Source organism: Sulfitobacter mediterraneus (genome assembly GCF_003054325.1).
GTDB classification, from domain to species: domain Bacteria; phylum Pseudomonadota; class Alphaproteobacteria; order Rhodobacterales; family Rhodobacteraceae; genus Sulfitobacter; species Sulfitobacter mediterraneus.
Genome location: NZ_QBKU01000014.1, coordinates 66,848 through 93,202, shown reverse-complemented (window position 1 = coordinate 93,202; position 26,355 = coordinate 66,848). Strand labels below are relative to the sequence as shown.

Here is a 26,355-nt window from a genome sequence, read left to right as displayed (position 1 = left end):
GAATGATGGAAAACCCGTTCGCGGCATCCAAGGGAGCGATGGTGACTTTGGCACCGGCCAGCTCCGCCTTGCCGATATGCTGGGGATAATAGGGGGCGAGCAATAGCGCCTCGTCGCCCTCATCCAGAAAGGCCATGAAGGCGGCAAAGGAGGCCTGCGTCAGACCGTTGGTCACGATCACCTCATCGGCGCTAATGTCCATTGCGTTTTTCTGGCGCAATTTGTCCGCGATGGCGCTGCGCAGTTCGGGGATACCTTGCAGATCAGAGTAATGCACATGCCCGGCCTGAAGCGCGGCGATGGTGGCGTCTTTGATGTGTTGCGGCGTGTCCTCGGCAGGCATACCCAGTTCGAGATGGATCAGATCACCCGTCATTTGCACAGCTTTGGCGAACATGCCGAAGTTTTTTGGTGACGTGTCTGTGATCCGGCGGGCAGGGCGGATGGGCATGGGCGTTCCTTGCATCGAAATTTATATGCGTTTACATTTAAATCTGCCTAACCTGCTGCTGCGCAGAAGGCCACCAAAAAAGGGGATGATGATGGGTAAGATTGCGGTAGTGACTGGCGCGGCGGGCGGCATGGGCCGTGCGATTGTTACAAAACTGATCGCGGACGGCATGCATGTGGTCGGGCTGGATCTGGACGCGGATGCACTGGCCGAGATGGCGCAGGCGCCGGAGTTTCAGGGTATCGCAACGGATCTGACGGACCCAGGAGCCATCGCCGCCGCCTTTAGCCAGATCGCTGCGGATCATGGGGGTGTTGATGCGCTCGTGAACAACGCGGGCACCTGCTTTATGTCGGAGTTTCCAGACATCCCTGTGGCCGAGTTTGAAACGCAGATGGCGCTGAATTTTTCGGGCGCGTTTCATTGTTGTCAGGCGGCGATCAAGCTGATGGAAGGCCGTGACGGGGTGCGTAAGATCGTCAATATCAGCTCAAACGGGGCGTATAATTTTGATGCCTTTGACCCGGCGCATTATCGCGCGTCCAAGGCGGCGCTCGATACCTTGACCAAGGATCTGGCGCGGCGGTTTGCAACCGATAAAATTGCGGTCAATTCGATTGCGCCAGCGATGACGGAAACGCCGCTGTTCAACGTGGTGAGCGAAGAGGTATTGGCAGAGGCGATTGCCCAGATGCCGCATGGGCGGGCGATGCAACCTTCGGAAATTGCAGCTTGGGTCGGGTTTTTGATCTCTCCTGCGGGGGATGTGTCCAGCGGGAATGTGATTATCCTGAACCAAGGGCGCGATGTGCGTTGATTCCTGTCGTCCGAATTGCAGAATTTTTTCAAAATTCTGCAAGATTTTCTTAGAATAAAATCCCCTCAATCAAACCATTCCGGCGCCTTTTTGAGGGTTGGCCATTGTTCCGGGCTGTGGCCGTAGATCACCAGCGCACCGCGTTCCGACGCCAATTTCATCAGCCGGTCGCCATGGTGGATGGCCAGATCATCGTCCCATGATCCGGCAAATTTTTCGTCTATTTCAGAGGCGCGGCTGATCGCGTCGGAGGTGAGCAAGACCCAGCCCGTCTGGGGCAATTGCACCATGAACGCCAATTGTCCGGGGGCGTGGCCGGGGCAGAGCAAGACCTCAAAACCGTGGCCCAGATCCATGTCACCTTGCACCAGATGATAGTCACGGTCGGGCCAGTCCATCATCTGTTTTCCGGACCAATAAAGCGGGCGGGGCAGGGCGCGTTCTGCGGCGGAAATTAGGATCGGCGCATGGGGGTATCCGGCCATATCGCCGACGTGGTCAATATGCGTATGGCTTTGGATCATCAGGGTGATATCGGATTTGGCCAGCCCCAGTTTGGCCAGTTGCGGGCCGGGCATATTGTCGGGGGTCACGGACAGGACACGGCCAAAACTGCCCAGCTCGTCCTCGGTCGTGGCGGCCTCGGCATCGCGGGCGTATTTTTCGGGGAACCCGGTGTCGATCAACACCACTTCGTTTGCATCGGTTTCCACCACAAAACCGCAGATGCCGATGGTGCGCGGGCCGGAATGGACCTCGAACAACCCGTAATCGAGCACAGCAAGGCGTTTCGGTTTGCCCTTCAGCGTGACTTGGCTTTTCATGTGGCGATCCCCCTTGGGGCCATAAGCAAAGGCAACGCGATGAAAGTCAAGATTCACACCCTGTTTCAATATTTGTTGGAAACCACGGATGCGGAGCCGGAGGCGATTGTCGGGTTTTCTTTGGCGGAATCGCCGAAGTTGGGGGACTTCATAGCGGATCTTGATCCGGATCTGCCGCTGGATTGGAACAACCGGGAATTTCGCGGTTTGCCGGAATTGCGGGACCATGTGTTGGCGCAAGCGGGATTAACCGGCCAATGCGCGGGGCAGGACGTATTAATCACGGCAGGTGCGGCAGAGGCAAATTATCTGGCGGTGATGCAACTGGTACAGCCGGGCGATGAGATCGTGATTGAAACGCCGGGATGGCCGCAGGCGGAGGTGTTGGCCAAGGCGATCGGCGCGAAAGTGGTTAAGGTCACACGGCAGGAAAGCGATGGTTGGCGGCTGCCATTGGACCGCGTGGCGGAGGCGGTGACGGACAAGACCAAGATGATTTTCATCACCAATCCGAACAATCCCACGGGTGATCTGATGGGCGCGGATGAACTGGCGGAACTGGCGCGGATCGCGGGACGCGTTGGTGCGTGGCTGTTGGTGGATGAGGTCTATGCAGGGCTAGAATGGGAGGGCCGTCGCGCGCCGTCAATTGCGGGGATGTATGAGCGCGGGATTACCACAGGATCGGTGAGCAAGGCGCTGGGTCTTCAGGGATTGCGGACGGGTTGGTTGATCTGCCGCGATCCGGGGTTGGTGATGGATGCGGTGATTTTGCGGGAAAATTCCAGCGAGATCATGAACATCTTAGGCGAGGTGATCGCCGAGGTCGCATTGCGCCCGGATCGGTACGGCGCTGCGATGGACAAGGCACGGCGTGAGGGGGCGGAAAATCTGGCCAAGATGGACGCTTGGGTGACTGCGCAAAAGGGGCTGTCTTGGACCCGCCCGCGTGCGGGTTTGATCGGGTTGGGGCGGCTGCCCGAAGGGATCGACAGTGATGATTTTGCCAAACGGCTGTTGGCAGAGCCGTATCGCACATTTCTGCTGCCGGGCAGTGCTTATGACCAACCCAACCACATCCGGTTGGGGGTTGGCGGTGGCGGGGCCGTGAACCTTATGGAGGGGCTGGAACGGCTGGGGCGGGCTTTGGCAGAATATTGACAGCAATGCTAGCAATGACTACATAGTCAAGATACCCAGAAGGAGTATTTGCCATGCCGACCCTGACCATTCGCAATATTGCGCCAGAGGTGCATCAAGCCCTGCGAGAGCAAGCGGCGGCGCATGGTCGGTCGATGGAGGCCGAGGTGCGGGCGTTGCTCAACGATCATACGGGCGCGGCTTTGCCCAAAGAGGATGGCGCGGCGTTTTATGATCGGTTGCGCGCACGATTTTCCGGAGTAGAGAGCGATCTGGATCTGCCAGAGCGGCGTCAGCCTCGGGATGCGCCTGACTTTGGCCCTGCGGGATGATCCTGCTCGATACCAACATCATCTCGGAAATCATGCGCCCCGAACCGGCCCCGTCTGTGCGGAACTGGTTTGCGCGGCAATCGCCGGTGGATTTGTATCTGAGCACGGTCACACTGGGCGAGATCGGGTATGGTCTGCACCGCTTGCCAGAAGGGCGCAGGCGGGACGGATTGATGCGGCAGGCGGACCGGCTGTTTGCCGAAGATTTTGCCGGGAGGGTGTTCAGCTTTGATGAAAGTGCTGCCGTAATCTATGGCCCGCTCACGGCCAAAACGCGGCAGGCGGGGTGGAACATGGCGGTTGAGGATCTGATGATTGCGGCGATTGCGATGGCCCATGGCGCAGCGGTGGCCACTCGCAATCTGAGGGATTTTCAGCATACGGGCCTGACCGTTCAGAACCCCTTTGAAGGTTAGTCCACAAACGCCTTTTCGACGACAAAAGTGTCGGGGCGGTTGTTGGCGCCTTCGGCCAATCCAAACCCTTCGAGCGCCGCCTTGGTATCGCGCAGCATGTCCATGGATCCGCAGATCATGCCGCGGTCTGTGTCTGGTGAGATGGGCGGCAGGCCAAGATCGCCGAACACTTTGCCAGACGCCATCAAATCGGTGATGCGGCCCATGAACGTATAATCCTCGCGGGTGGTGGTGCAATAGTGGCGCAGCCCTTGGGCAAATTCACCAACCAGCGGGTCATCTTTCACCGCCGCGACCAGTTCTTTGCCATAGGTCAGTTCGGCCACCTCGCGGCAGGTGTGGGTGAGGATCACCTCGTCAAATTTCTCATAGGTTTCAGGATCACGGATCAGGCTGGCAAAGGGCGCGATGCCGGTGCCGGTGGCAAACATCCAAAGCCGTTTGCCCGGCAGCAGGGCATCATTGACCAAGGTGCCTGTGGGCTTGCGCCGCATCAAAACAGTATCGCCCACCTTGATCTTTTGCAGATGTTCGGTGAGCGGCCCCCCCGCCACTTTGATCGAGTAAAACTCGATCTCTTCGTCCCAACTGGGCGAGGCGATGGAATAGGCGCGAAACACCGGGCGTTCGGCGTTTGGCAGGCCGATCATCACAAATTCACCAGAGCGAAAGCGAAAGCTGTCTGGGCGGGTGATCCGGAACTTGAACAGGCGGTCGGTGTAGTGCTGGACGGATGTGACGGTCTGGGCAAAGACCCCTGCGGGGATCAGAAATGCATCTTTGGGGGCTGCTGTATCGAGGGACATATCACGCTCCGAAAATCATTTGTATACAAACGAAATAGCGGAGCGACATGCGGCTGTCAACACGGGGCTGATTTCGGCAGGGCAGGGGATAATCGCCCTTGACGGCGAACCGCGAAATATTCGTATACTAACAATAAGAACGCATGTTGGAGGACGGTTCATGGACAAGTTGGTGATCAAGAATATCGGGCAGATCCTGTCGGGAAAACTCGAAGAACCGATCTTTGACGGGGATTGTCTGATTGCGATTGATGGCAAGATTTCTGCATGGGGCAAAGAAAAGGATCTTGATTGTGAAGGGGCGACGACAACAGTGGATGCCCACGGCGTGACGCTGGCCCCTGGTTTGATCGACAGCCACATTCACCCGGTTGTTGGCGATTACACCCCGCGCCAACAGCAGCTTCATTGGATTGACAGCACGCTGCATGGCGGAGTGACCACGCTGATCTCGGCGGGCGAGGTGCATATGCCGGGGCGGCCCAAGGATGTGGTCGGCCTCAAGGCAATGGCGATTGCTTCACAGCGTTGGTACGAAAATTTTCGTCCCTCCGGGGTCAAGGTGCATGCCGGTGCGCCGGTGATCGAACATGGCATGGTCGAGGAAGATTTCAAGGATCTGGCCGATGCCGGGGTCAAGCTGCTGGGCGAGGTGGGTCTTGGCACGGTCAAGGACGGGAAGACCGCACAGCAGATGGTCTCTTGGGCGCGCAAATATGGCATTCAAAGCACGATTCACACGGGCGGTCCGTCGATCCCCGGATCAGGTTTGATCGATGCCGATATGGTGCTGGAAACCGGGACCGATGTTGTGGGCCATATCAACGGCGGGCATTCGGCCTTGCCAGATGATCAGATTATTTGCCTATGCGAAAGCTGCAAAGCGGCGCTTGAGATTGTGCACAACGGCAATGAACGCGCGGCGCTACTGACGCTGAACACTGCACGCGAGTTGGGCAAGCTGGATCAGGTGATCCTTGGCACCGACGGGCCAGCGGGATCGGGGGTGCAGCCGCTGGGCATTTTGCGGATGATTGCGATGTTGTCTTCGCTTGGGGATATGCCGGCAGAACTGGCGTTTTGCTTTGGCAATGGCAACACATCGCGCCAGCGTAAACTGGATACCGGATTGATCGAGGCCGGCATGTGCGCGGATTTTGTGCTGCTGGATCAGGCGCAACATGCGCCGGGCAAGAATATGCTGGAATCGGTGCAACTGGGCAATCTGCCGGGGGTTGGCATGACGATTATTGATGGGGTCGTGCGCAGCGAACGCAGCCGCAATACCCCGCCAGCGGATAGATTGCCCGAGGTTGTTTCGGACTAGGATATCTTGCGCAACAGGTTGGCCAGCGTGCGCCGTTCCTGTGCGGTCAGCGGCGCAAGCGTGTCTTCGGTGATGATCAGGCCGGTCTGTTTGAGATCGTCAATCAGATCCGCGCCCTTGTCCGTGAGCGAAATAATAGAGCGGCGTTTGTCGACCTGATCGGGGCGTGATTGCATCAGCCCTTTGGCCTTGAGCCGGTCCACCACCCCTTTGATCGTTGCCACATCCATCGCCGCAAGACGCCCCAGATGGTTTTGCGACACATCCCCCTGTTCGGCCACGCGCAGCAAGGTGGTGAACTGGGTCGGCGTCAGGTTTTGCACCGCATGCTTTTGAAAGATCGCCGCGTGCCGCTGGCTGGCCAGACGCAGCAGATAGCCCACCTGATCTTCGAGGATATAAGCAGTTTCGCTGGGGGCAGGGGCAGTTTGGGTCATGAGGGTTCATACCGCAGGCACGAAGTGATGCACAACGGGGAATGGGGTGGATTTGACCCTGCCTGCGTGATTTGCGATACCCAGCACAACAAAGGAGTGCCCTGCCAGTGATCAAGTAAGTACCAGTAAGAACCGGCCCTTGCGGCCAATTGGTATTTATTCACGGAGCATTCCATGCATCCTATTATTTATGACGTTGCCGTCTCTGTTGACGGCTATATTTCCGGTCCTGACGGGGACATCAGCCGCTTTGCCCATGCGGATGATGTGGTTGAAAACTACACCGCGCGGCTGAACAGCTACGGCGTGGCGATCATGGGGCGGGGCACCTATGAGTTTGGTTATCGCTTTGGTCTGGCGCCGGGGCAAAACCCTTATCCCCATATGCAAACTTATGTGTTCTCAAAGCAGATCGCTCTACCCGATCAAGGCGATGTGACCCAGATGCAAGGGGATTTGAAAGCGCAGCTTGATCATCTCAAAGCCTCTGCAAGTGGGCCGATTTACCTCTGTGGCGGCGGAGCCTTTGCCGGGGCGTTGTTGGCGCTTGGTGCGATTGATTTGTTACGGCTGAAGCGTGCACCGATCATATTGGGCGGAGGTGTGCGGCTGTTTGGGGATGACGCAGAGGCGCCAAAACTGCGGCATCGGTCCACCAAGGTTTATGAGGGCGGATACCTGTTTCAGGAGTTTGCTGTTTGAATACATGGTGGGCAGGAAAAACCTGCCCACTTCATTCAACGCAACCCGTCTTTGCCTTCGGCCTCATCATGGGTCAGCCCGCCAACGCGGGGCAGGGGGCGGCCGCTGTCGGTGACGGCCACGGCGACCATGATCTCATTGGCGCGGGGGGCGTCATTGAGGCAGACCTCGATCCCGTCAAAGTGGCTGCGCACATAGGCGGCGTCTTTATGGCCCAGCGGCACGTCCAGCACCTGACCGGGGCTGCCCATCTTCTTGGACGAAGCCACCAGAGCCGCGCCTTTTTCGACGGCATTGCGCAGCGGTGCGCCCAGTTTCGGGTGCAGGATTGCTGCGGCATGTTCCAGCTCACCGTTTTCGCCAACCATGGCGGATTTGCCGTAGCTTTGCGCCTGAGCGGGCGTGATGCCGAGGGCGGCGACACATTTTTCCCCCAAAAGTGCACCCAGTTCTGCGCCGATGTCCATCAGAGCGGCGAGGTCTTCTTGGTAAACCCCGGCAAAGGGGTTTTCGATCACTGCAACGGCGACAGCCTTGCGGGTGGGCGGCGCGATGGGGCGGCCCATCTCGCTGTGGGTTTCTTCGACGTTGACGGCTATTTTGCGGATCTTGGCGGTCATCTCAATCCGTCCTCCCCTTTGATATCTGCGGCGGCCAATCCGCCAGCGCGGTTGTGAATACGTGCGCCTGTGGTCATCACCAGAATAAGCATCATTTCATCGGCGCGGGGGGCGTCGTTGAGGCCCACTTCCATGCTGTCAAAATGGCTGCGCACGTAAGATGCGTTGATATGGGTGATCGGCACATCGAGCCGTGCGCCAACGCCGCCGACCTTCTTGGTGGAGGGGACGATCGCATTCGATCCATCCAGCAGCTCGCGCATCGCATAGCCGCCCGGTGCGTGCCAAAGTGCGCCATGCTCCAACTCTCCGTCTGCGCCGATCAGGGCCGCCTTGCCGTAACCTTCGATCTGGTCCGCACCGCCAAGCATCTCCACCAGCTTTTCTGCCATCGACAGGCCGAGCGGTTTGAGATCCTCCATAAAGGGTTGGATGTCCGGCTCGTAGCGTCCGGCAAAGGGGTTTTTGATCACCGCCATCACAGCGGCGCGTTTGAGGGGTTTGGCAGGCACAGGGCCGCCTTCGTGAAAGATCTCTTCGATCACGCGGCTGGTTTTGCGCAGGATAACGTCAGGCATGTTCAGCGGTCCTTATGCTGAGATTGGCAAGGGGGGTGCCGCAGTTGCGGTTGTCGCCTTGCAGAAACAGGGCGGCACCCAGAATGCGGCCCTTTTGGATCAGATCATCGGCGCGTTTGCGTCCCTGTTCAAGCGCCAAGCGGCGGTCTGTTGCGGGTAAGGTGCCGCAATGGGTGACCACAGGCATATCGCCAAGGTCACTGTTGTCATCAAGGGAACAAGCCGGGGTGCGGGTGATTGCGGGATGGCCGGGCAGATCCACGGCGTTGGCGATCATCGTTGCGGCCACATCGGCCTCGGCGGCGGTGCGGGCCAGCACGGTGACGCTGTCGGCGATGCCGAGGCTCAGGCTGCGGCCATGGCGGCCACTGGTGGCGATCCCCCGCACAGGGCTGTCATGGGGGATTGCGATGCGGCCCAGATCAGCGCCGTTATGGCCGGACATGGCAGAGGTGAAATGCTGCCCTGTTGTCAGGTGCAGGGCAATGTCGCCGCCGTTGTTCACATAGGCACGGGTCAGAGGCGTGGCGGCGCAAATGGCGTGCAGGACGGTATCGGCGACCGCGCCGGCCACCGCCGCCATGGGGGTGACGAAACCTTCCGCCGCATAAGGATGGGCAGCGCGCTGCATTTTGCGGGCGATGGCCCCGGCGGGCGCGCGGGTGTCCGTGGACAGCGGTTGGCGCAAAGCGGGCAGTTCTTGCACCAGTTCATCCAGCACAGTGGCAAAGCGGGCCTGCGCGGCGGCAAAGGCGGCGGGGCGATCCCCATCCGCCCCGATGATCAGGTCAATCGGCCCGTGTTGCAGGTGCAGACGGGTGCCCCCGTGCAAAAGCTGGGCTTGCGGGCCCATCAGGATTTGTCGCCCTTGGCCCAGCGGTAATTGGTATGCGCCATCGGGTCATGTCCGTGCGCCTCTGGTTTGACCTTGCGGGTGTCGCCGGTGACGGAGGACACGGGTTTGACCTCACTCATATGGCCGCCAAGGGTGGCGTAGTCGCTGACCCGCAGGGAAAATTCGATGGGCGCGACCAAGGCGGGCGTGGGCACGTAACCAAAGGATCCGGTGGGCATGTCCATCACATCCACCATCACCGTGATGCCCCCGCCGGGCCAGACATAGGCCTCCGCGCCGCCGCAGGACACATGGGTCAGCGCGTCTTTGACCGAACGGGTCAGGCGCACGGGGTTTTCTGTGACGCCCGCCCGCAGGCTGCCGCCGGCGCCGCCCATGAACAGCACTGAACAGATCGAGGGCTCGCAGTTTTCCGCAATCAGGTCGCAAGAGGCCCGCAAGGCATCCGGCATCGTGGCGGGTTGCGGGACCAGATCGGTGTCCAGTTCGTAATAGCCCGATTGTTCGCCGGTGGTGGAGACCATCAACAGGCGCTGGCCCGCCCATGCCACCTTGGGGTTGAAGGGGCCAAGGATCGCAAGCGGATCTTCGATATCGGTGCCGCCCCAGCCGGTGCCGGGCTCGGCGACCTGAAAGTAACGTCCGGGGGTGGAGCGGCGGCCAAGGATCTTGATGCCGGTGGGCGGCACATCGAGTTCCTTGCCCGCCTGATGTTCGGACAACACGCCGGTGATATGGTCATCGACCACCACCACATCGTCGGCATGTGACAGCCATTGTTTGGCAAACATCCCGATGGTCGCAGAGCCACAGCCAACCCGCATCAGCTTTTCCGGCAGGCCGTTGATCACCGGCGCTTTGCCAGCCTCGACCACAAGGGTGGTGGCGTGGTCGTCCTCACCAATGACCATTTCGACAGGTTCGCGGTTGCACAGCTTGAGCAGGGCATCGCAGGTCACGCGGCCTTCTTTCTTGGTGCCGCCGGTCAGATGTTCGACCCCGCCGAGGGACAGCATCTTGGAGCCATATTCAGAGGTCATCACATGGCCAATCGGCTCGCCATCGACCCGCACCACATCACGTTCGTGGCCGATGTGGCGGTCGGTGTCGATCTTCACCTTGACGCCGCAGTAGGAAAAGATGCCTTCGGTCACAACGGTCACCATATCGACGCCTTCAATGTCCTGACTGACAATAAAGGGCGCGGGCTTGTAATCGGGATAGGTGGTACCAGCGCCAACAGCGGTGACAAAGGGGCGGTCGCCCTTGACGATATTGCCGTCCCATTCATCGGCGGGTGTGTCCGACAGGAATGGCACCAGTTTCTGATCCGTGCCTTCGATGATGGTCAGCGCATCAAGCCGCACCAGATCACCGCCGTGGTTGGCATAGCGGTCACAGGCGCCAATTTTGCCATCAGCGATGTAGCACATCACCGGGCAGGCGTCACAGCGGATCTTTTCGGGTTTGGCGCGTTCAGTCATGGGAGTTGGCCTTGAGTGCGGCGCGGACGCGGGCCGGGGTTGCGGGAACTTGGGTGATGCGCACACCGGCTGCATTGTGGATCGCGTTCAGAATCGCGGGGGCGGTCGGGATCAGCACATGTTCGCCCAGCCCTTTGGCCCCGTATGGCCCGTGGGCGTCCGGCTCTTCGATGATCAGGGTCTCGACGGGGGGCATGTCACCGATGGTCGGGATCAGATAATCATGCAGGTTCTCGGTGCGTCCGGGCAGGTATTCTTCCATCAAGGCCATGCCGAGGCCCTGCGCAATGCCGCCCTGCACCTGTCCCTCAACCAGCATCGGATTGATCGCCTTGCCAACATCATGGGCGGCAACAAAGTGCAGTGGTTTGACGGTGCCAAAGGCAGTATCGACCTCAACCACCACCAGATGCGCGGCATATCCAAATTGGGCATAGGGTGCGCCCTGACCGTTCTCATCCAGCGGTTTGGTAGGCGGATCATAGGTTTCCTCTGAGCGCAGCACGTAGCCTTCGCCGTCGGCGGACAGGGATGACAGGGCAAAGCTGTGGCGGCCAGCGTTGTCTGTGGCGTGGATTATGCCATCTGCGATTTCAAGCTGGGCGTCTTCGGCGACATTCATCCGCTCAAGGATCTGCGCGCGCATCGCTGCGCCGGAGAGCCGCGCGGCATTGCCCGAGACATAGGTCTGCCGCGAGGCAGAGGTTTTGCCCGCATCCGGCGTCACGTCCGTGTCGGCGCCGATCAGGGTCAGGGCATGGACCGGCACGCCTAGGGCGGTGGCGAACAATTGGCTGATCACCGTGTTGGCGCCTTGACCGATGTCCATTGCGCCTTGATGCAGGACGATCGTGCCATCAGCGCGGATGCCTGCCTTGATGGTGGATGGGTTGGGCAGGGAGGTGTTGCCGCAGCCGTACCAGCCCGCCGCAATGCCAACACCGCGTTTCAGAGTGGTATTGCCCGCGTTAAACGCTGCTGCCGCGCCGCGTTCTTTGGCCCATGCGGGGCGCAAAGCCTCTAGACAGGCGCGAATGCCTACGCCTTGGGAAAACACCTGCCCGCAGACGGTGGGCGCGTTGTTTTCCAATGCGTTGAGGATGCGGAACTCCAGCGGATCGAGGCCGAGTTTGTCTGCCAGAACGTCAAACAGACTTTCCTGTGCAATCGCGGCCTGTGGCACGCCAAAGCCGCGAAAGGCACCCGACGGCGGGTTGTTGGTATGGATGCCTTTGGATTCGGCGCAAAAGTTGGGGATGCTATAGGGGCCGGATGCATGCACCGGCACCCGGTTGGCCACGGTCGGCCCCCAACTGGCATAGGCGCCGGTGTCAAATTCGCCATAGAAGTCATAGCCGGTGATCTTGCCGGAGCGGTCCGCGCCGATGCTCAGGCGGATGTCAGAAGGGTGGCGCTTGGTCGTGCTTTGCATCGATTCACTGCGCGAATAGGTCAGGCGCACGGGTTTGCCGGTTTTGATCGCGGCCATCGCCAGATAGGGCTGCACGGAGATATCCAGCTTGGACCCGAACCCGCCGCCCACGCCGGTTGGCACAACGCGGATGCGGCTGCGATCCCAGCCAAGAATAATCTCAAGCGCCTCAAGGTCCATCACGGGGGCCTGGGTGCAGGCGTAAACTTCGACACGGTCGCCATCCATGCGGGCGAAGCCGGCCTCTGGCTCAATATAGGCATGTTCGACAAAGCCGCTTTGGTAATGGCCAGTGACAGAAACGTCCGCCGAGGCCAACGCCGCCTTGGCATCACCGCAGGCGACAAAGCCGCCGCACATCACATTGTTGTCCCGGCCTTCGTGCAGCTGTGCAGCCCGGTCTGTTTGGGCATTATGGATATCGGTGCTCGCGGGGCGCTCTTGCCATGTCACAGGGAAAGACGCGGGGTCAAAGGTGCGGATCACCTCGGGCGCGGCGATCACGGCGGCGACGGCCTCCCCCCGGAACCGGGTTTCGCCCTCGGCAAAAACCGGTTGGTCCATAAATTGGGGAATGACGCCAAACACGTTGCGGCCTGTGATATCAGCAGCGGTCAGCACAGCCTCAACGCCGGTGGTGTTGGCCACAAATCCGTCCAGATCGCCAAAGGTGAAACCGGCGCGGGGGAAGGGCGAACGGATGACCAGAACCTCAAGCGTGCCGGGCGGCGCGATATCGTCGCCAAAAGCCTCGCGCCCTGCGACCTTGTCTGCGCCATCGAGGCGGCGGATCGCGTCGCCTGCATGGCCCTGCGCCGCGCGGGTGATGGCAGGGGCACCCATTACAGCGTCAATGATTTTGCGATACCCCGTGCAGCGGCATAGCACCCCGCCAAGCGCATCCTGTACCTGCGTTTCCGTCGGCTGTGGATTGGCCCGCAGCAGCGCAACGGCAGAGGCCATCATCCCCGGCGTGCAGATCCCGCATTGCGCCGCGCCATGGTTTTGAAAGCTTTCGCCAAGGGCGTGGGCGACCGGATCATTGGCATGTAGTCCGGCAGGCGTTTCCACTGCGCGTCCGGCGGCCTGTTGCGCAGGCATCAGGCAGGCACAGACGGGCGCGCCATCCACCAGCACGGTACAGGCACCACAATCGCCTGCGTTGCAGCCTATTTTCACATCCCGCGCATCAAGCTGTTCGCGCAGCATCTCTGACAGTCGTTGGCCGGGGGCGGGATGGCATTGGGCGGGTTGCCCGTTGAGGGTAAAGGTCGTGGCGGAAAGGTCGGTGGGTTTGTTCATCACGCGGCCGCCTTTTGGATCGCGCGGCAGATTTGTTCGGCCACCACATCAAGGCGGTAATCGGCGCTGCCGCGCACGTCATCAATCGGGGTAAGGGGCGCGAGGTGGTCGGCTTCGACAGCGACTTCTTGCAAGGTTTTTCCAATCAGCGCCTGTTCCAATGCGGGCAACCGCCTCGCCACGGGGGAGCAGGCCCCAACCGCGATGCGGACCTCGGTGATCCGGTTATTGGTGTCGAGGCAGATCAAACAGGCGGTCATGGTGATAGAGATCACCAGATAGCGGCGGCTGCCCAGCTTTTCAAAGGCGGAGGTTGCATTCTGCGGCGGCTCCGGCACCAGAACAGCGGTGAGCAGTTCCTCCGGTGCCAGTGCGGTTTGGCGCACGCCGGTGATGAACTGTGCCAAAGGCAAGACGCGCGTTCCATTGGCTGCGCTGGTCAACTCGACTTCTGCATCAAGGGTCAAGAGAGGCGGCACGCCATCCGCGGCGGGGGAGGCATTGCAAAGGTTTCCGGCAATGGTGCCGGCGTTCTGTATTTGAATGCTGCCGACCTCGGCTGCGGCGGATTTGAGCCCGTCAAAAGCCGGGGGCAGATCGACGTTGAGGATCTCTGTCCATGTGGTTGCCGCGCCAAACCGGTAACCCGCTTTGGTGAGGGTGATGCCCGACAGGCCCGCAATCCGGGTCACATCAAGAAAGAACGCGGGCTGCTGCCCTTGTTTGGCCGAAGGATAGACATCGGTGCCGCCCGCGACGATCTTGCCGCCCTGCAGGGTGAGGGTCTCAAGGGCTGAGGCCAGATCTGTCGGATTGTGATAGCTCACCTTGGCTCCCGCTGTATTATTGTTTGTATGCAAATGATATGAAGGCGCCCCGGTTTTTGTCAACAGGATTCGGGGCGCTTTGGCCTAGGGGATGGTAAAGGCAAACTGGGCCGCAACGGGCACCCCATCTGCCAGATAGGGGCGGTGGTCATGGCTGTTAAGCGCGACACGCAGATCGTAGCTGCCCGGGCTGAGGGCGCCAACATCAAAGCGGGTGTCGTAAAGCCGGCCCAGCTTGAGCCCGTTGAGATAGATATGGGCATGGCCCTCGCCGGGCACATGGGGTGTGCCGTCTGTCACGCGGACAAATGCAAAATTCTCGACGCTCAGGCGCATCTCGAACCCTTTTGCATCTACGCGGTTTGGTGGGATCAGGGTCAGGGTTGGGGCAGGGGTCACTGCAACCCCATCTGCGCCATGGTCCATCGTGGCGGCACCGGAATGGATCACGCGGGTTGCGATCTCTTGGCCATTTTCAAAGGTCACGGTCAGCGGAAGGAACCCACCCTCGGAAAAACCATCGCCGCCGCCGCGCAGCATCAGATGTGCCCCATCCATCGCAAGCGATCCTTTGCCGCCGCCCGGCACAACCAATGTCGCGCCATCATGGCCGGGGTTCATCACCATCACCATCTGTGCCTCAGGCGAGGACGCGCCTGCAAATGTGCTGGCCGACCCTTGGTTCACCATGTCCAAAGTGACCATGAACATGCCATCGCGCCCCTCAACCGGCACGGCCTTGGCATTTTCGATTGTGATGGCAGGTTGGGCGGTGCTCAGCCCCAAATAAAGGCCAACGGCACAGGCCCCGAGGATGACAATGGCGGCAAAACGTCTGATCAAATCACTTGCTCCTTGGCGGATAGTCGGTTGTATCTAAGCACATGATCGCCCGCTCGTTACCCCCCTTTTTTGCCCTCGCGCTGATCGCGCTTTGTCCCGCGCCGCTTTGGGCGCATGCCTCTGAGCAGGGGTTTGTGCTGTTGCTGCCGACCGGTGCCTATACCGTTGCGGGGACATTGGCATTGGTGTTTTCGCTGGTGCTGGTCACGGTTTTGTCGCCCCGTGTTCTGGCGGTTTTGTTCCGGGCGCGGCGGTTGGGCGTGTCGCTGGGTTGGCCTGCGGGGCAGATGGTGGCTTCGGCATTCTCCACTGCTTTTTTCCTGGCCCTGGTCTTTATCGGGCTGCAAGGGCCAACCGATCCGCAGAACAATTTGCTGCCGCTGACGCTTTGGACGGTGTGGTGGGTTGGCATCTTTGTGGTGCAGGGCGTGGTTGCCGATGTCTGGCGTTGGATCAATCCGTGGACGGGGGTGCATCAACTGTTGGCCGGTGGGGCAGCACCGCTGTGGCGGTTGCCGGAACGCTGGGGCGTCTGGCCTGCGGTGGTGGTGTTTTTGATCTTTCAGGGGTTTATCCTCGCCGATATTGCGCCGAATGATCCGCGGCGGTTGGCGATGTTTGCGCTGGGGTACTGGGTTTTCACTTTGGTCGGGATGATCTTTTGCGGGGGTGCGCGTTGGTTGGCGCAGGTGGAATGCTTCACCGTGTTGTTCACATTGATTGGCCGGATCAGGCCAGTGCAGGGCGGCGGGCAGGGGCGCTTTGGTTTTGCCGGATGGCGTGCGGTGGCAGAAGCGCCGCTGCACCCAAGCCATGCGGTGTTCTGTCTGGTCATCCTCGCCTCAGGCAGTTTTGACGGGCTGCATGAAACCTTCTGGTGGCTTGGCCAGATCGGGATCAACCCGTTGGCGTTTCCGGGGCGGTCTGCGGTGGTGATGCCAACGCTGGTCGGGCTTTATGCCGCCAATGCATCCTTGATTGCGGTTTTTGCGCTGGCGGTCTGGGTCGGGCTTGCGGCGGTGCGCCGGTTTGGCACCGGACCTGCGCCCGGTTTCGGTGCGGCCTTCAACAGCTTTGCCATTGCGATCCTGCCGATCGCGCTTGGCTATCATTTCGCCCATTATTTCGTGACCTTTCTGGTGCAAACCCAATATGTCGCCGCGACCCTTGCGGACCCTTTGGCGCGGGGATGGAATCTGTTTGGTCTTGGCGCGGTGCGGGTCACGACAGGGTTTCTCAACACCCAAGATACCGTGCGGGTGATCTGGGTCACGCAGGCGGCGGCGGTGGTTGCCTCGCATATCCTGTCGGTCCTGATGACCCATCATCTGGCTGCCGGATTTGTGCAGAAAAACAGGGATTTGATTGCGCTTCAGATCGGTCTGAGCCTGCTGATGATTGCCTATACGATCTTTGGTCTTTGGTTGTTGGCCAGCCCCAGAGGCGTATAGTGGTTTCAGAAAGTTCTAGACATTTCGTTTGTATACACACAAACTTCAACGATGAAGCACTGACAAAAGTGCCATCACAGCATGGGAGAATTTTATGTCGGACGGGAATTTCAAGTCTTCGAAGTTAAGCCGCAGATCCACTTTGTTGGGCCTTGGTGCCAGCGCGGGCGCATTGGCGACGGCGGGCGTTTTGCCCGGCACAGCGAGGTTTGCACAGGCGCAAAGTTCCGCACCGATCAAAATTGGTTTCCAGAAACATGCCACCGGCATCGGCGCGGCCTATGGCCGTTGGTATGGCGCAACTACGGACGCGGCGGTCAAGCGGATCAACGACAATGGCGGCATCAATGGCCGCCCGGTCGAGATCGTGGTTGAGGATGATGGCACCGACCCCAAGCGGGGCGCAGAGGTGCTTGAGAAATTTGCGACACAGCATGAATGCGACATCGCCTTTGGCACGCTGTTCAGCCATGTGGTGATCGGATCGGCCCCCCGCGCAGGCGAATTGAAGTTGCCGTATTTTGTGGTCTCCGAAGGGCATCACGTCGCCAGCGGTATGCTCAACCGTTACACCCTGCAACCGGGCATCACCGATGTGAAAAGCCAAGTGCAGTCGATGGCGCCTTTTGTTGCCGGTAATCTGGGCAAGAAGGTCACGATGATCTATCCCGACTTTGCCTTTGGCCATGATCACCGCGATTTCTTTTCTGCCGCGATTGAGGCGCAGGGAGGTGAGGTGGTCGCCAAGATCGCGATCCCGCCAACCGAGACATCCTTTACCCGCTATTTCCCGAACATCCCGCGCGAGACCGAAGTGATTTATCACGTGATGGTTGGCCCGGCGGTTCTGACCTTTGTGAAAGAGCTGGGTGAATTCTTTGGTCCAAGCCGGCCCGAGATCTTTGGCTTTATCGACAGCCTTGAGGCGGTCAACATCAACAGCCCCGGATTGGAGTTCCTTGAAGGGACATACTTCTGGGAGGGGATGCCGCGCCACGCGCAGGCGGATCAGACCTCGCATGACAAGGCGTACCGCGCTGCGGTGGGTGTTGATGATCGGGGCGCGTCGCTGTCGGATGGCAAGGACGTGTCGACCTTTGCGCATATGTTCGGCTGTTGGGAAACGCTCAACATCATCAAGGCGGGCATGGAGGCCTCCGATTATCAGGGACCGGCAGACCGGGCCAAACTGATCGAGGCGGTCGAGGCGATGACCGATCTGCCGGAATCCGATGACCATCCGCAGGGGCCGAAACAATTCAACGGCAAGACCCACCAGGTCTTTGGTCAGCAGTACATTTCCAAGGTCACCGATGGCAAACTCGTGCGCGCACATACCGCGTCGATCGAGGATGGCATGTATGAAGATGAGGTCGATTACACCGCGCAGTCCTTCTAAGCGGTTCCACCCTTTTCAAAACAGGCAAGATACCTATGGAATTTGGTCCTCACCTGATGCTCGCCTCCCTAGAGGGGGCGGTCATCGCGGCGATCCTGTCATTGACGGCGATGGGGCTGAGCATCGTGTTCGGCGTGATGCGTGTGGTCAACGTAGCGCATGGCGAGTTTTTCATGCTGGGCGCGGTCTTGGCGTGGTACGTCACATCGGCGCTTGGCGGCCATCCGGCGCTTGGGTTTGTTGCGGCGCTGCTGATTGTGCCGGTTCTGGTGGCGGCAATTGCGGCCACGGCGGACCGGCTCATCCTCAAGCGGATCAATTATGACGCAGACCGGACCATCGTTGGCACCATCGGTATCTTGTACATTATTCAACAAACCACCCTGATGACATTTGGCCCCGATGCCCGCCCGGTCGAGGCGCCGTTCAATACGCGGCTATCGCTGCCGTGGTTTGAATTTGGCGAAAACGGCTTTGCGATGTTCTGGCCATGGGGGCTGAGCACGACCAGCTACAAGCTGTTTGTGATTGCGGCTGCGGTGGTGATCCTGTTGGGCCTGTGGATGGTGATCACCCGCACCAAGATCGGTCTGGTGATGCGGGCCACCCAACAAGACAGCGAAATGGCACAGGCCTTTGGCGTTCCGGTCGGCACGGTCTATTCGCTGGTGTTTGGTCTGGGCGCGGGTCTGGCGGCGCTGGGTGCGGTTCTGGTGGTGCCGATCCAGCAGGCACATTACCTGATGGGGCATGATCCGCTGCTGCTGTCGTTTATCGTGGTGATCATTGGCGGGCTGGGCAGTCTGCCGGGAACCATCGTGGCCGCGATCCTGATCGGGATGAGCGATGGCATCATCTCGGTGTTCTTTTCCCCGACCATTGCCAAGATCATCGCAACGCTGCTGGTGGCGATGGTGCTGGTGTTCCGTCCGCAAGGCCTGCTGGGAAAGACCGCGCCATGACATCATCGCGTAAATCGACCCTGCTGCACCTTGGGGTGCTGGCCCTTTTGGTGGTGCTGTTCTTTGTCCTGCCGCCCTATCACGCGGGCAACCTTTCGCGGATCATGGTGCTGGCGATCTATGCGATGGGGTATAACCTTTTGTTTGGTTACACGGGATTGCTGAGCCTTGGGCATGCGATGTTCTTTGCGGCGGGAATGTACGGGTTTGGTCTGACGCTGAACCTTGGCGGATGGCCGGTGCCGCTGGCCTTTGTAGCTGGGGTGGTCTGCGCCGGGGCGCTGGCGCTGGTGATCGGGTTGCTGGCGCTGCGCACGGCGGGTGTGGCCTTTATGATTGTGACGCTGATGTTTGCCCAAACCGGTTATCTGGTTGTTCTCTATTTTGGCACCTATACGCGCGGTGACGAAGGGTTTGTGATCCAGCAGGCGCAGCGGATGCTTGGCGGTTTTGACCTAACCAGCGAGACCGGGCGTTATGTGACCGCGCTGATCCTGTTTGCCATCTGTTTTCTGGGGCTGGCACGGCTGGTGCAGACCCCCTTTGGCCGAACGCTGGTGGCGATCCGCGAGAATGAAGAACGCACCCGGATGCTGGGCTATGACGCGGGCAGTCACAAGTTGCGGGCGCTGATCATTTCCGGTGCTGTGTCCGGCGTGGCGGGGGCGGCCTATGCCCTGCTTTTCGGCTATGTCGGCGCGACTTTTGCGACAGTGCAATATTCGATCTTTCCGCTGCTTTGGGTGTTGCTGGGCGGGGCGGGCACCACAATCGGGCCGCTGATTGGCGTCTTTTTCATGTTCTATCTGATCGACACCTCCAGCACTTACACCAACGCCTATATGTTGATCGCGGGTGTGGTTCTGGTGCTGCTGACGGTGTTTGCGCCGCAAGGTCTGGCAGGTGAATTGCGCAAGAGGGTGTTCAAATGGCTGCCGTGAGCATTCTGGAAACCCGCGGCCTGACCAAGGCCTATGGCGGGGTGTTGGCCAATTCCGATGTGAATTTCAAGCTGGCCAAGGGCAAGGTGACCGCGTTGATCGGGCCAAATGGTGCGGGCAAATCCACCTTTGTTGGGATGGTCAGTGGCCGCACCGAGGCAACCAGCGGGCAAGTGTTTTTCGAAGGCCAAGACATCAGCCATCTGCCCGCGCATAAACGTATGCAGCTGGGGCTGGCCTATACATTCCAGATCACCTCGATCTTTCCGGGGTTGAGCGTGCATGAAAACGTGGCACTGGCCGCGCGGCGCAAGCTGGGCAAAGACTCCGAGGCGCTGGAAGCCAAGGTGCAGGCGGTGCTGACCCGCGTCGGCATTGCGGACCGCGCCGAACAGATCGCAGGTGATCTCAGCTATGGTCACCAGCGCATTCTGGAAATTGCCATGGGGCTGGCGCAAGACCCGCATGTGTTCATTCTCGATGAGCCGACACAGGGTCTGGCGGAATCCGAGGTGGATGATTTTATCAAACTGGTGCGATCCTTGGCAGGGGAAACCACAATCCTGTTGATTGAGCACAATATGAAAGTGGTCATGGAAACCGCAGATTTCATCACGGTTCTGGATCAGGGCATGGTGCTGGCCGAAGGCACCCCTGCCGAAATCCACGCCAATGCCGATGTGCAAGCCGCCTATCTGGGGAGCACGCCGCATGCTTGAGGTCAAAGACATTCATGTGGCCTACGGTCAGGTCAAAACCCTTTACGGTGTGTCCTTGTCGGCGCAACCTTCGGAAATCCTGTGCCTGCTGGGGCGTAACGGCGCGGGTAAAACCACGATCATGAAATCCATTATGGGCCTGCTGCCCGTGTCCGAGGGCAGCGTGACGCTTGAGGGTGAAGACCTGACCAATATGCCGGCGCATCTGATCCCGCGCCGGGGCATCGGGTATATCCCGCAGGGCAGGCGGCTGTTCCCTGAATTGACGGTGGCGGAGAATATCGAGATCGGATTGATGACCCGCAAACAGGGGCCAGACACCCGCGATTGGGTTTTGGATTTGTTTCCGCGTCTGCGCGAACGGCTGGGGCAGGCGGCGGGCACGCTGTCGGGCGGAGAACAGCAAATGCTGGCAACTGCACGGGCGTTGTGCTTGCGGCCCAAGGTGTTGTTGCTGGATGAGCCGACTGAGGGTTTGCAGCCCTCAATGATTGAACAAATCCGGCAGGTGATTGTGCGGATGAAGGCCGAAGGCTTTGCCATCGTTCTCGTGGAACAGAGGGTCGATGCGGTGCTGTCGATTGCCGACAAGGTCGCCTTTATCGAAAATGGCCGCGACGTGGAAACCACCAGTGCCGCCGATCTGGAGCAGAACCCGGACAAGCTGACCCGGTATCTGGGGGTCTGAGCATGGGGGTCAGCCCTTAATCAGCGCGTTTCTTGCGGCGCGTGCCATAAGGCGTTTCGCCAAACCGCAACCGGAAGTGCCGCGAGAACACCGCGTCGGAGTTGAACCCGCTGGCCATTGCCACCTGCATCACGCTGAGATCCGTTTCCATCAACAAGGCCCGCGCCCGGTCCAGCCGGATATTGCGGTAGGTTGCGGCGGGGGATTCCCCGAGCAGGGTTTTAAACTGCCGCTCGATCTGGCGGCGCGAGACATGGGCGCGTTCGGCCAGTTCCTCAAGCGACAGGGGATGTTCGATGTTTTGGTACATCGCCCGCATCACCTCCAACACCTTGGGATTGCGCGACGAGATCGCCTTGGCAATGGACGAACGTTGTTCGCGGGCAGGCGCAAGATCAGCGGTGTTCAGGCACATGTCAGAGACCGCGATGGCAAAATCTTCGCCATAGTCCTGCGCAATCAGTGAGATCATCATCTCGGTCGAGGCCGCGCCGCCGCCACAGGTCAGCACCCCGCCATCGGTCTCAAAGCGACGCAGGGTCGGGGTGAGATCGGGAAAGGCTTCGGCAAAACCGGGCTGGTTCTCCCAGTGCAGGGTGAATTGCCGATCTTTGAGCAAACCGGCCCGTGCAAGGGTTGCAGCGCCCGTGCAAATGCCGCCCACCGCACCGCCAAACCGCGCATGACGGCGCAGGGTGGATAGAACCGCATCACTGGCGACCTCTGGCCCGCGATTGCCGGAACAGACAAACAGATGCAGATCCTCATCCAGATCGGCCAGGGGCGCATGAACGCCCACATCCACGCCGGAGGAGGACACCACGGGCAGGCTATTTTCGGACATGACCACCCATCCATACAGCGGCTTTTGCGCCAGTTGATTGGCAATGCGCAGCGGATCCAGCGCGGCGCTAAAGGCCAGCAGGGTAAATTCGGGCAGCAGCAGAAAGCCGAACCAGCGGGTCGGCTGCACGTGACGGACCGGATAAGTGAACGCACCGGCGGGCACCAGATCGCGCCGATGTTGGCGCAGAGGGACAGAAGCGGCCATCACATGCTCTCCTACGTTGCTGAAAATCTGCTATCGCAGATCGCCGCAAACGCAAACAGATTTCCGCCCGCTATTCCCGATCATTATTTGCATCAATGCTTTGCTCGCGGTCCGCCTGAAGCTCTGCTGCGTCAGCCGCAAAGGCGGCGGTTTCAGGGGTGGACATCCGTGCAAGAGGCGCCGCCTGAAACGCGCTTTTGTCTTTGTTGGCAACTGCGGCACGGGTCCGCAGGCGCAGCAGTGCAAACAGGATCAGGCAGATATGCGCAGTGGCTGTCACGGCAAAGAGGCTGGATGCGCCAAAGCTGGTCATTGCGAGGCCGGCCAGCGTTGGGCCCAGGATAGAGCCGATGCCATAGACCAGCAGCAACCCGCCGCTGACCTGAATGAAGGTGCCGGGTGCCGCATGGTCATTGGCATGGGCCACGATGATCGGATACATCGCATAGACCGTGACACCAAAGAGCGCGGCCAGCACCCGCACACTGGCGGGATCCGTAAACCCACCCAGCAGAAACAGCAGATCAGCGAGCAGGGCCAGCGCGGCAATCACCACAAGGATGATGCGCCGGTCAAAGCGGTCCGAGGCGATCCCGACGGGGATCTGGGCCGCCGCGCCCGCAAGGATCGGAACCGAGGCAAAAAGCGCGACATCGCTGAGGGTCAGCCCGATCCGTGCGGCATAGACAGCGGCCAATGTGCCAAAAGAAGCGTTGGAGATGCCCACCATCAACACCGCGAAGAACGCGATGGGCGAATTGTTCCAAAGCCCGCGCAGGTTCAACGACACGCTGGTCAGGGGTTTCGGGGTCGAGGTGGCAAAGATCGCCGTGGGCAAAAGCGCCAGACAATAGACCATCGCGGCGACAACAAAGAACAGATAGCCGCGGGCATCCCCAAGGGTCAGCACCATTTGACCTGCGGTTGTCGCGGCCAGATTGACCATGGTGTAGATACCAAAGACCCGCCCGCGCGAGGCCGCATCGGCCCGCTCATTGAGCCAGCTTTCGACAATCATCGCGGCCCCGGCAAAGCAAAAACCGGAAAGCGCCCGCACTGGTATCCAGACCAATGGCGAGATCAGCACCAACGACAGCAAGACAGCAATCGCCGCCAGCGCACACATCGCGCCAAAGGCGCGGATATGGCCCACCTTTGCCACCAATGCCGGCGTGCGCAAACAGCCCGCCACATATCCGATGGCCCAGCCCGTGCCGAGCAAACCCAGCGAAACGGCGGTGAACCCTTCGGCCTCGCCGCGGATCGGAAGAATGAGACCGTTCAACCCGCCAGCAAACAGCAGAAAGGCAGATCCCAGCAAAAGCGCGGAGAGTGGCAGAAGGCTTTTTACCATTGCGGCAGTTCCGTTGGATTGGCGTAAAGGTAAAGGTCGGGCATCAGGGCAGATCCTTTTGGCGTATCGGCTGCTTGGTCCGGGTCATGCAGTGCATACTGGCAGGCTGGGGCATAGCGCCGCAATGCGCGGCTGCCCTGAGATAACAATGTGTTATCAGGCCTGATGATCGTGCCATGGGAAACCTTTGTGCGCAACTCATTACAAGACAGCGTTGGCATGCCGCCAAGGTGCAGCTGCCGCCGCAACCGGACCAGAATATGCTGCCTAGGGCCGGGCAGGATTGGTGATCATTGCAAGCCTGGCCGAAATGGGGAAAGAATGGCCATTCCGGCCAATATGGAGAGCGACTTCATGATTCAACATAGCATCGCCGTGCTGGTTTTTGACGGGGTTATTGTGCCCGACCTTTCGCCGCCCCTTGGCGTATTTGGCCGGACCAAAGGTTATGACATTCGCCTGTGCGGGCCAGAAAAGACGATCCAAACACAATATATGGGTCTGTCTGTGCCGCATGACCTGTCGGCCTTGACCGAGGCGGATACGATCTTTGTGCCGGGGATTGAGGACATTGAAAGGGTGATCCCTCTGGCGGTGTTGAACGCGCTCAAGCTTGCCCATGCGCGGGGTGCGCGGATTGCGTCCATTTGTACCGGCGCGTTTGTCTTGGCGGCGGCCGGCCTGCTGGACGGGCTGACCGCCACCACCCATTGGCGGGTGGCGGGTGCGTTGGCGCGCCGGTGTCCTGATGCGGTGGTCGAGGAAAACATGCTTTTTGTTGATAACGGTCAGGTGCTTTGCTCAGCAGGGGCGGCAGCAGGGCTTGATCTGTGTTTGCACATGCTGCGCGCGGATAAAGGCGCCGCAGTAGCCGCACAGGTGGCCCGGCTGGCAGTAGTGCAACTGGCCCGCGAGGGCGGGCAGGCGCAGTTCATCGACTACGACTTTTCCGAACCAACCGAAACATTGGATCCGCTGCTGGATTGGGTGCGCGAGAACCTTGATCAGCCTCTGACGGTTGCCGATCTGGCCCATCGCGCGGCAAAGTCTGTCAGAACGCTCAATCGTAGATTTCATCAGCAAACCGGCACGACCCCGTTGCAATGGGTGCAACGCGAACGGGTGCGGCGGGCCCAATACCTGTTGGAAGTGACACCGCTTTCGGTGGAAGAGATCACCACACGCACCGGGTTTGGTACCGCGGCCAATCTGCGCGACCGGTTCTTTCGCGTGGTTGGTGTGACGCCCTCCGCCTATCGCAAGACTTTTGCAGGCCGCCACACTGGCCTGTCTCTGGAGGTACAAGCAGAGGTTTGAGTCTGGCATTTGGCAGAAATGGAAGCAGATTAGGCATTAATGCCAATCGCGGGATTGTTCTGCTGGCTTTAGGTGTGGGAAAACAAATGGAGTGTCCCATGCTTGTACAAATTGTCCTGTTCGATGGCTTCGATCTGCTCGACGCAATTGCCCCCTACGAGGTCTTTTCGGCCGCCGATATGCTCTCGGGCGGAAAGATCAAAGTCGAACTGGTGACGCTGCAAAGCTGTGATCAGGTCATCAGCGCACCGGGTGATTTGCCAATCGCGGTCAAAGGCGCCCCTGATCTTGGCAGGGCTGATTTCCTCTTGGTTCCCGGCGCGGCAGGCAGTGTTGAACCCGAGGCCGAAGATTCCTTGCTCACCATTGTTGCCCGAGAGGCGGCGGGCGGCTTGCCGGAACTGGCCAAGCAAGCATTGAGCCGCGAAGGTTGCACCTTGGTTACGGTTTGCGGCGGGTCGTTGATTCTTGGGATGGGGGGCGCATTGGACGGGCGGCATGCGGTCACCCACCACATGGGCATGCCCGCCTTTGCCGCAACCGGGGTGATCCCGGTACAGGCGCGGGTGGTTGATGATGGCGACCTGATATCTTGCGGCGGCGTGACCTCTGGTCTGGATGTCGCGCTGCATGTTGTGGATCGCTTTGTCGGACCCAGGATTGCCCATGCTGTCGAGACGCTTTTTGAATATGAACGCCGCGGCGCTGTGTGGCGTGCCTGCGGGCCAGATCCGGTTGGATTGCCTGAGCAGCATAGCCTGCCGGAAGAGCAGGCGCCGGTTTTGGCCGGGAACGATGAGACCCCGCAGTCCGATCATCCGTTGTTTGGTACGTGGCAGATGAAAGTGCATTCACCTATCGGCGTTCAGGACGTGAAGTTTGTTTTTGCACCCGCAGGTGACGGCATTACAGGGCAAGCCCTGCGCGGTGAGGATGCCCCGATTGATCTGACGGATGTCACGATTTCCGGCAGCCGGGTGATGTGGTCCCAAAAAGTTGAAAAACCACTCAAGCTCAATCTGCGTTTTGACACCCAGTTGAACGGTGACACCCTTGTCGGCGCGGCAAAGGCGGGAATGTTGCCAAAGTCAAAAGTTGAAGGTGTCCGCATCCCTTGATGACGGGGCGTGGCACCGGGCAGGAAAGCTAGTTTTGAAATGTCTGAGCACGTGCATTGGACAGGCCGCGAAACTCACACCGGCTCATACTGCGGTGGTTTGATCTGGTTGGGGAGGTTTAGTTTAACACACAACATAATCATGATTATAAGAAGTGAAAG

27 protein-coding genes are annotated in these 26,355 nt (G+C 59.8%); 14 read left to right on the top strand and 13 right to left on the bottom strand.

The window, feature by feature from the left end; genetic code table 11:
* A partial coding sequence (locus tag C8N31_RS18510; RefSeq protein WP_146173147.1) for an aminotransferase class I/II-fold pyridoxal phosphate-dependent enzyme occupies positions 1–451 on the bottom strand: 451 nt, incomplete at its 3' end.
* A gap of 91 nt (positions 452–542) precedes the next feature.
* Between C8N31_RS18510 and C8N31_RS18505 the strand changes: the two genes are divergently transcribed.
* The gene (locus C8N31_RS18505) at positions 543–1,268 is read left to right on the top strand and encodes an SDR family NAD(P)-dependent oxidoreductase (RefSeq protein WP_051544619.1); all 726 of its coding nucleotides are present in this window, start codon (positions 543–545) and stop codon (positions 1,266–1,268) included.
* 65 nt (positions 1,269–1,333) lie between these two features.
* Here the strand turns inward: C8N31_RS18505 and C8N31_RS18500 are convergent, their stop codons facing one another.
* Positions 1,334–2,092: an MBL fold metallo-hydrolase gene (locus tag C8N31_RS18500; protein ID WP_025048583.1), complete on the bottom strand. Its 759-nt coding sequence runs from the start codon at positions 2,090–2,092 to the stop codon at positions 1,334–1,336.
* Between the two features lie 39 nt (positions 2,093–2,131).
* On the opposite strand from C8N31_RS18500, the gene C8N31_RS18495 reads away from it, so the two are divergent.
* The 3 genes from C8N31_RS18495 to C8N31_RS18485 are packed head-to-tail and all read left to right on the top strand — an operon-like array spanning position 2,132 to position 3,980.
* Positions 2,132–3,253: an aminotransferase class I/II-fold pyridoxal phosphate-dependent enzyme gene (locus tag C8N31_RS18495; RefSeq protein ID WP_025048582.1), complete on the top strand. Its 1,122-nt coding sequence runs from the start codon at positions 2,132–2,134 to the stop codon at positions 3,251–3,253.
* 53 nt (positions 3,254–3,306) lie between these two features.
* The gene (locus C8N31_RS18490; RefSeq protein ID WP_025048581.1) at positions 3,307–3,564 is read left to right on the top strand and encodes a FitA-like ribbon-helix-helix domain-containing protein; all 258 of its coding nucleotides are present in this window, start codon (positions 3,307–3,309) and stop codon (positions 3,562–3,564) included.
* A complete protein-coding gene (locus C8N31_RS18485; RefSeq protein ID WP_025048580.1) occupies positions 3,561–3,980 on the top strand; it encodes a type II toxin-antitoxin system VapC family toxin in 420 nt (139 codons plus the stop codon). The genes C8N31_RS18490 and C8N31_RS18485 overlap by 4 nt, the downstream gene beginning before the upstream one ends.
* On the opposite strand, the gene C8N31_RS18480 is transcribed toward C8N31_RS18485, so the two are convergent.
* Positions 3,977–4,786 (bottom strand): ferredoxin--NADP reductase, encoded by an 810-nt coding sequence (locus tag C8N31_RS18480; protein WP_025048579.1) that lies wholly within the window; start codon positions 4,784–4,786, stop codon positions 3,977–3,979. The two genes, C8N31_RS18485 and C8N31_RS18480, sit on opposite strands and share 4 nt — an antisense overlap.
* Before the next feature lie 160 nt (positions 4,787–4,946).
* Here C8N31_RS18480 and C8N31_RS18475 point away from each other — a divergent pair, with 160 nt between their 5' ends.
* Entirely contained in the window at positions 4,947–6,113 is a 1,167-nt protein-coding gene (locus C8N31_RS18475; RefSeq protein ID WP_025048578.1) for an amidohydrolase family protein, read from the top strand.
* On the opposite strand, the gene C8N31_RS18470 is transcribed toward C8N31_RS18475, so the two are convergent.
* On the bottom strand, positions 6,110–6,550 hold the full coding sequence (locus C8N31_RS18470; RefSeq protein WP_025048577.1) for a MarR family winged helix-turn-helix transcriptional regulator: 441 nt from the start codon (positions 6,548–6,550) through the stop codon (positions 6,110–6,112). The genes C8N31_RS18475 and C8N31_RS18470 overlap by 4 nt on opposite strands.
* A gap of 174 nt (positions 6,551–6,724) precedes the next feature.
* Between C8N31_RS18470 and C8N31_RS18465 the strand changes: the two genes are divergently transcribed.
* Entirely contained in the window at positions 6,725–7,252 is a 528-nt protein-coding gene (locus tag C8N31_RS18465; protein WP_025048576.1) for a dihydrofolate reductase family protein, read from the top strand.
* Positions 7,253–7,287: 35 nt separating this feature from the next.
* Here C8N31_RS18465 and C8N31_RS18460 read toward each other — a convergent pair whose 3' ends face one another.
* The 7 genes from C8N31_RS18460 to C8N31_RS18430 all read right to left on the bottom strand — a co-directional run bounded on the left by C8N31_RS18460 (position 7,288) and on the right by C8N31_RS18430 (position 15,194).
* Positions 7,288–7,872 carry an amino acid synthesis family protein gene (locus C8N31_RS18460; RefSeq protein ID WP_025048575.1) on the bottom strand — a complete coding sequence of 195 codons (585 nt, stop codon included), beginning with the start codon at positions 7,870–7,872 and terminating at the stop codon, positions 7,288–7,290.
* Positions 7,869–8,450 carry an amino acid synthesis family protein gene (locus C8N31_RS18455; RefSeq protein ID WP_025048574.1) on the bottom strand — a complete coding sequence of 194 codons (582 nt, stop codon included), beginning with the start codon at positions 8,448–8,450 and terminating at the stop codon, positions 7,869–7,871. The genes C8N31_RS18460 and C8N31_RS18455 overlap by 4 nt, the downstream gene beginning before the upstream one ends.
* Positions 8,443–9,303, bottom strand: a complete 861-nt coding sequence (locus C8N31_RS18450) for a UPF0280 family protein (RefSeq protein ID WP_025048573.1) — start codon at positions 9,301–9,303, stop codon at positions 8,443–8,445. The genes C8N31_RS18455 and C8N31_RS18450 overlap by 8 nt, the downstream gene beginning before the upstream one ends.
* Positions 9,303–10,790 (bottom strand): hypothetical protein, encoded by a 1,488-nt coding sequence (locus C8N31_RS18445; RefSeq protein ID WP_025048572.1) that lies wholly within the window; start codon positions 10,788–10,790, stop codon positions 9,303–9,305. The genes C8N31_RS18450 and C8N31_RS18445 overlap by 1 nt, the downstream gene beginning before the upstream one ends.
* Positions 10,783–13,524 (bottom strand): molybdopterin-dependent oxidoreductase, encoded by a 2,742-nt coding sequence (locus tag C8N31_RS18440; RefSeq protein ID WP_025048571.1) that lies wholly within the window; start codon positions 13,522–13,524, stop codon positions 10,783–10,785. The genes C8N31_RS18445 and C8N31_RS18440 overlap by 8 nt, the downstream gene beginning before the upstream one ends.
* Complete coding sequence (locus tag C8N31_RS18435; RefSeq protein WP_025048570.1) at positions 13,524–14,351, bottom strand: FAD binding domain-containing protein; 828 nt, start codon at positions 14,349–14,351, stop codon at positions 13,524–13,526. The genes C8N31_RS18440 and C8N31_RS18435 overlap by 1 nt, the downstream gene beginning before the upstream one ends.
* 84 nt (positions 14,352–14,435) lie before the next feature.
* Positions 14,436–15,194 (bottom strand): copper chaperone PCu(A)C, encoded by a 759-nt coding sequence (locus C8N31_RS18430; protein WP_025048569.1) that lies wholly within the window; start codon positions 15,192–15,194, stop codon positions 14,436–14,438.
* A gap of 41 nt (positions 15,195–15,235) precedes the next feature.
* Between C8N31_RS18430 and C8N31_RS18425 the strand changes: the two genes are divergently transcribed.
* From C8N31_RS18425 to C8N31_RS18400, 6 genes are all read left to right on the top strand, one after another.
* A complete protein-coding gene (locus C8N31_RS18425; protein ID WP_025048568.1) occupies positions 15,236–16,645 on the top strand; it encodes a hypothetical protein in 1,410 nt (469 codons plus the stop codon).
* Between the two features lie 94 nt (positions 16,646–16,739).
* Positions 16,740–18,044 carry an ABC transporter substrate-binding protein gene (locus C8N31_RS18420; RefSeq protein ID WP_025048567.1) on the top strand — a complete coding sequence of 435 codons (1,305 nt, stop codon included), beginning with the start codon at positions 16,740–16,742 and terminating at the stop codon, positions 18,042–18,044.
* 35 nt (positions 18,045–18,079) lie between these two features.
* Entirely contained in the window at positions 18,080–19,006 is a 927-nt protein-coding gene (locus C8N31_RS18415) for a branched-chain amino acid ABC transporter permease (protein ID WP_025048566.1), read from the top strand.
* Complete coding sequence (locus C8N31_RS18410) at positions 19,003–19,947, top strand: branched-chain amino acid ABC transporter permease (protein ID WP_025048565.1); 945 nt, start codon at positions 19,003–19,005, stop codon at positions 19,945–19,947. The genes C8N31_RS18415 and C8N31_RS18410 overlap by 4 nt, the downstream gene beginning before the upstream one ends.
* Positions 19,944–20,666 (top strand): ABC transporter ATP-binding protein, encoded by a 723-nt coding sequence (locus C8N31_RS18405; RefSeq protein ID WP_025048564.1) that lies wholly within the window; start codon positions 19,944–19,946, stop codon positions 20,664–20,666. Before C8N31_RS18410 ends, C8N31_RS18405 begins: the two co-directional genes overlap by 4 nt.
* A complete protein-coding gene (locus tag C8N31_RS18400) occupies positions 20,659–21,354 on the top strand; it encodes an ABC transporter ATP-binding protein (RefSeq protein WP_025048563.1) in 696 nt (231 codons plus the stop codon). The genes C8N31_RS18405 and C8N31_RS18400 overlap by 8 nt, the downstream gene beginning before the upstream one ends.
* 16 nt (positions 21,355–21,370) lie before the next feature.
* On the opposite strand, the gene C8N31_RS18395 is transcribed toward C8N31_RS18400, so the two are convergent.
* Entirely contained in the window at positions 21,371–22,405 is a 1,035-nt protein-coding gene (locus C8N31_RS18395) for a GlxA family transcriptional regulator (RefSeq protein ID WP_037918572.1), read from the bottom strand.
* Positions 22,406–22,475: 70 nt separating this feature from the next.
* Positions 22,476–23,759: an MFS transporter gene (locus C8N31_RS18390; RefSeq protein ID WP_025048561.1), complete on the bottom strand. Its 1,284-nt coding sequence runs from the start codon at positions 23,757–23,759 to the stop codon at positions 22,476–22,478.
* A gap of 354 nt (positions 23,760–24,113) precedes the next feature.
* Here C8N31_RS18390 and C8N31_RS18380 point away from each other — a divergent pair, with 354 nt between their 5' ends.
* Positions 24,114–25,076, top strand: a complete 963-nt coding sequence (locus C8N31_RS18380; protein WP_051544618.1) for a GlxA family transcriptional regulator — start codon at positions 24,114–24,116, stop codon at positions 25,074–25,076.
* A 98-nt stretch (positions 25,077–25,174) separates the two neighbouring features.
* A complete protein-coding gene (locus tag C8N31_RS18375; protein WP_025048558.1) occupies positions 25,175–26,194 on the top strand; it encodes a DJ-1/PfpI family protein in 1,020 nt (339 codons plus the stop codon).
* Positions 26,195–26,355: the final 161 nt, after the last annotated feature.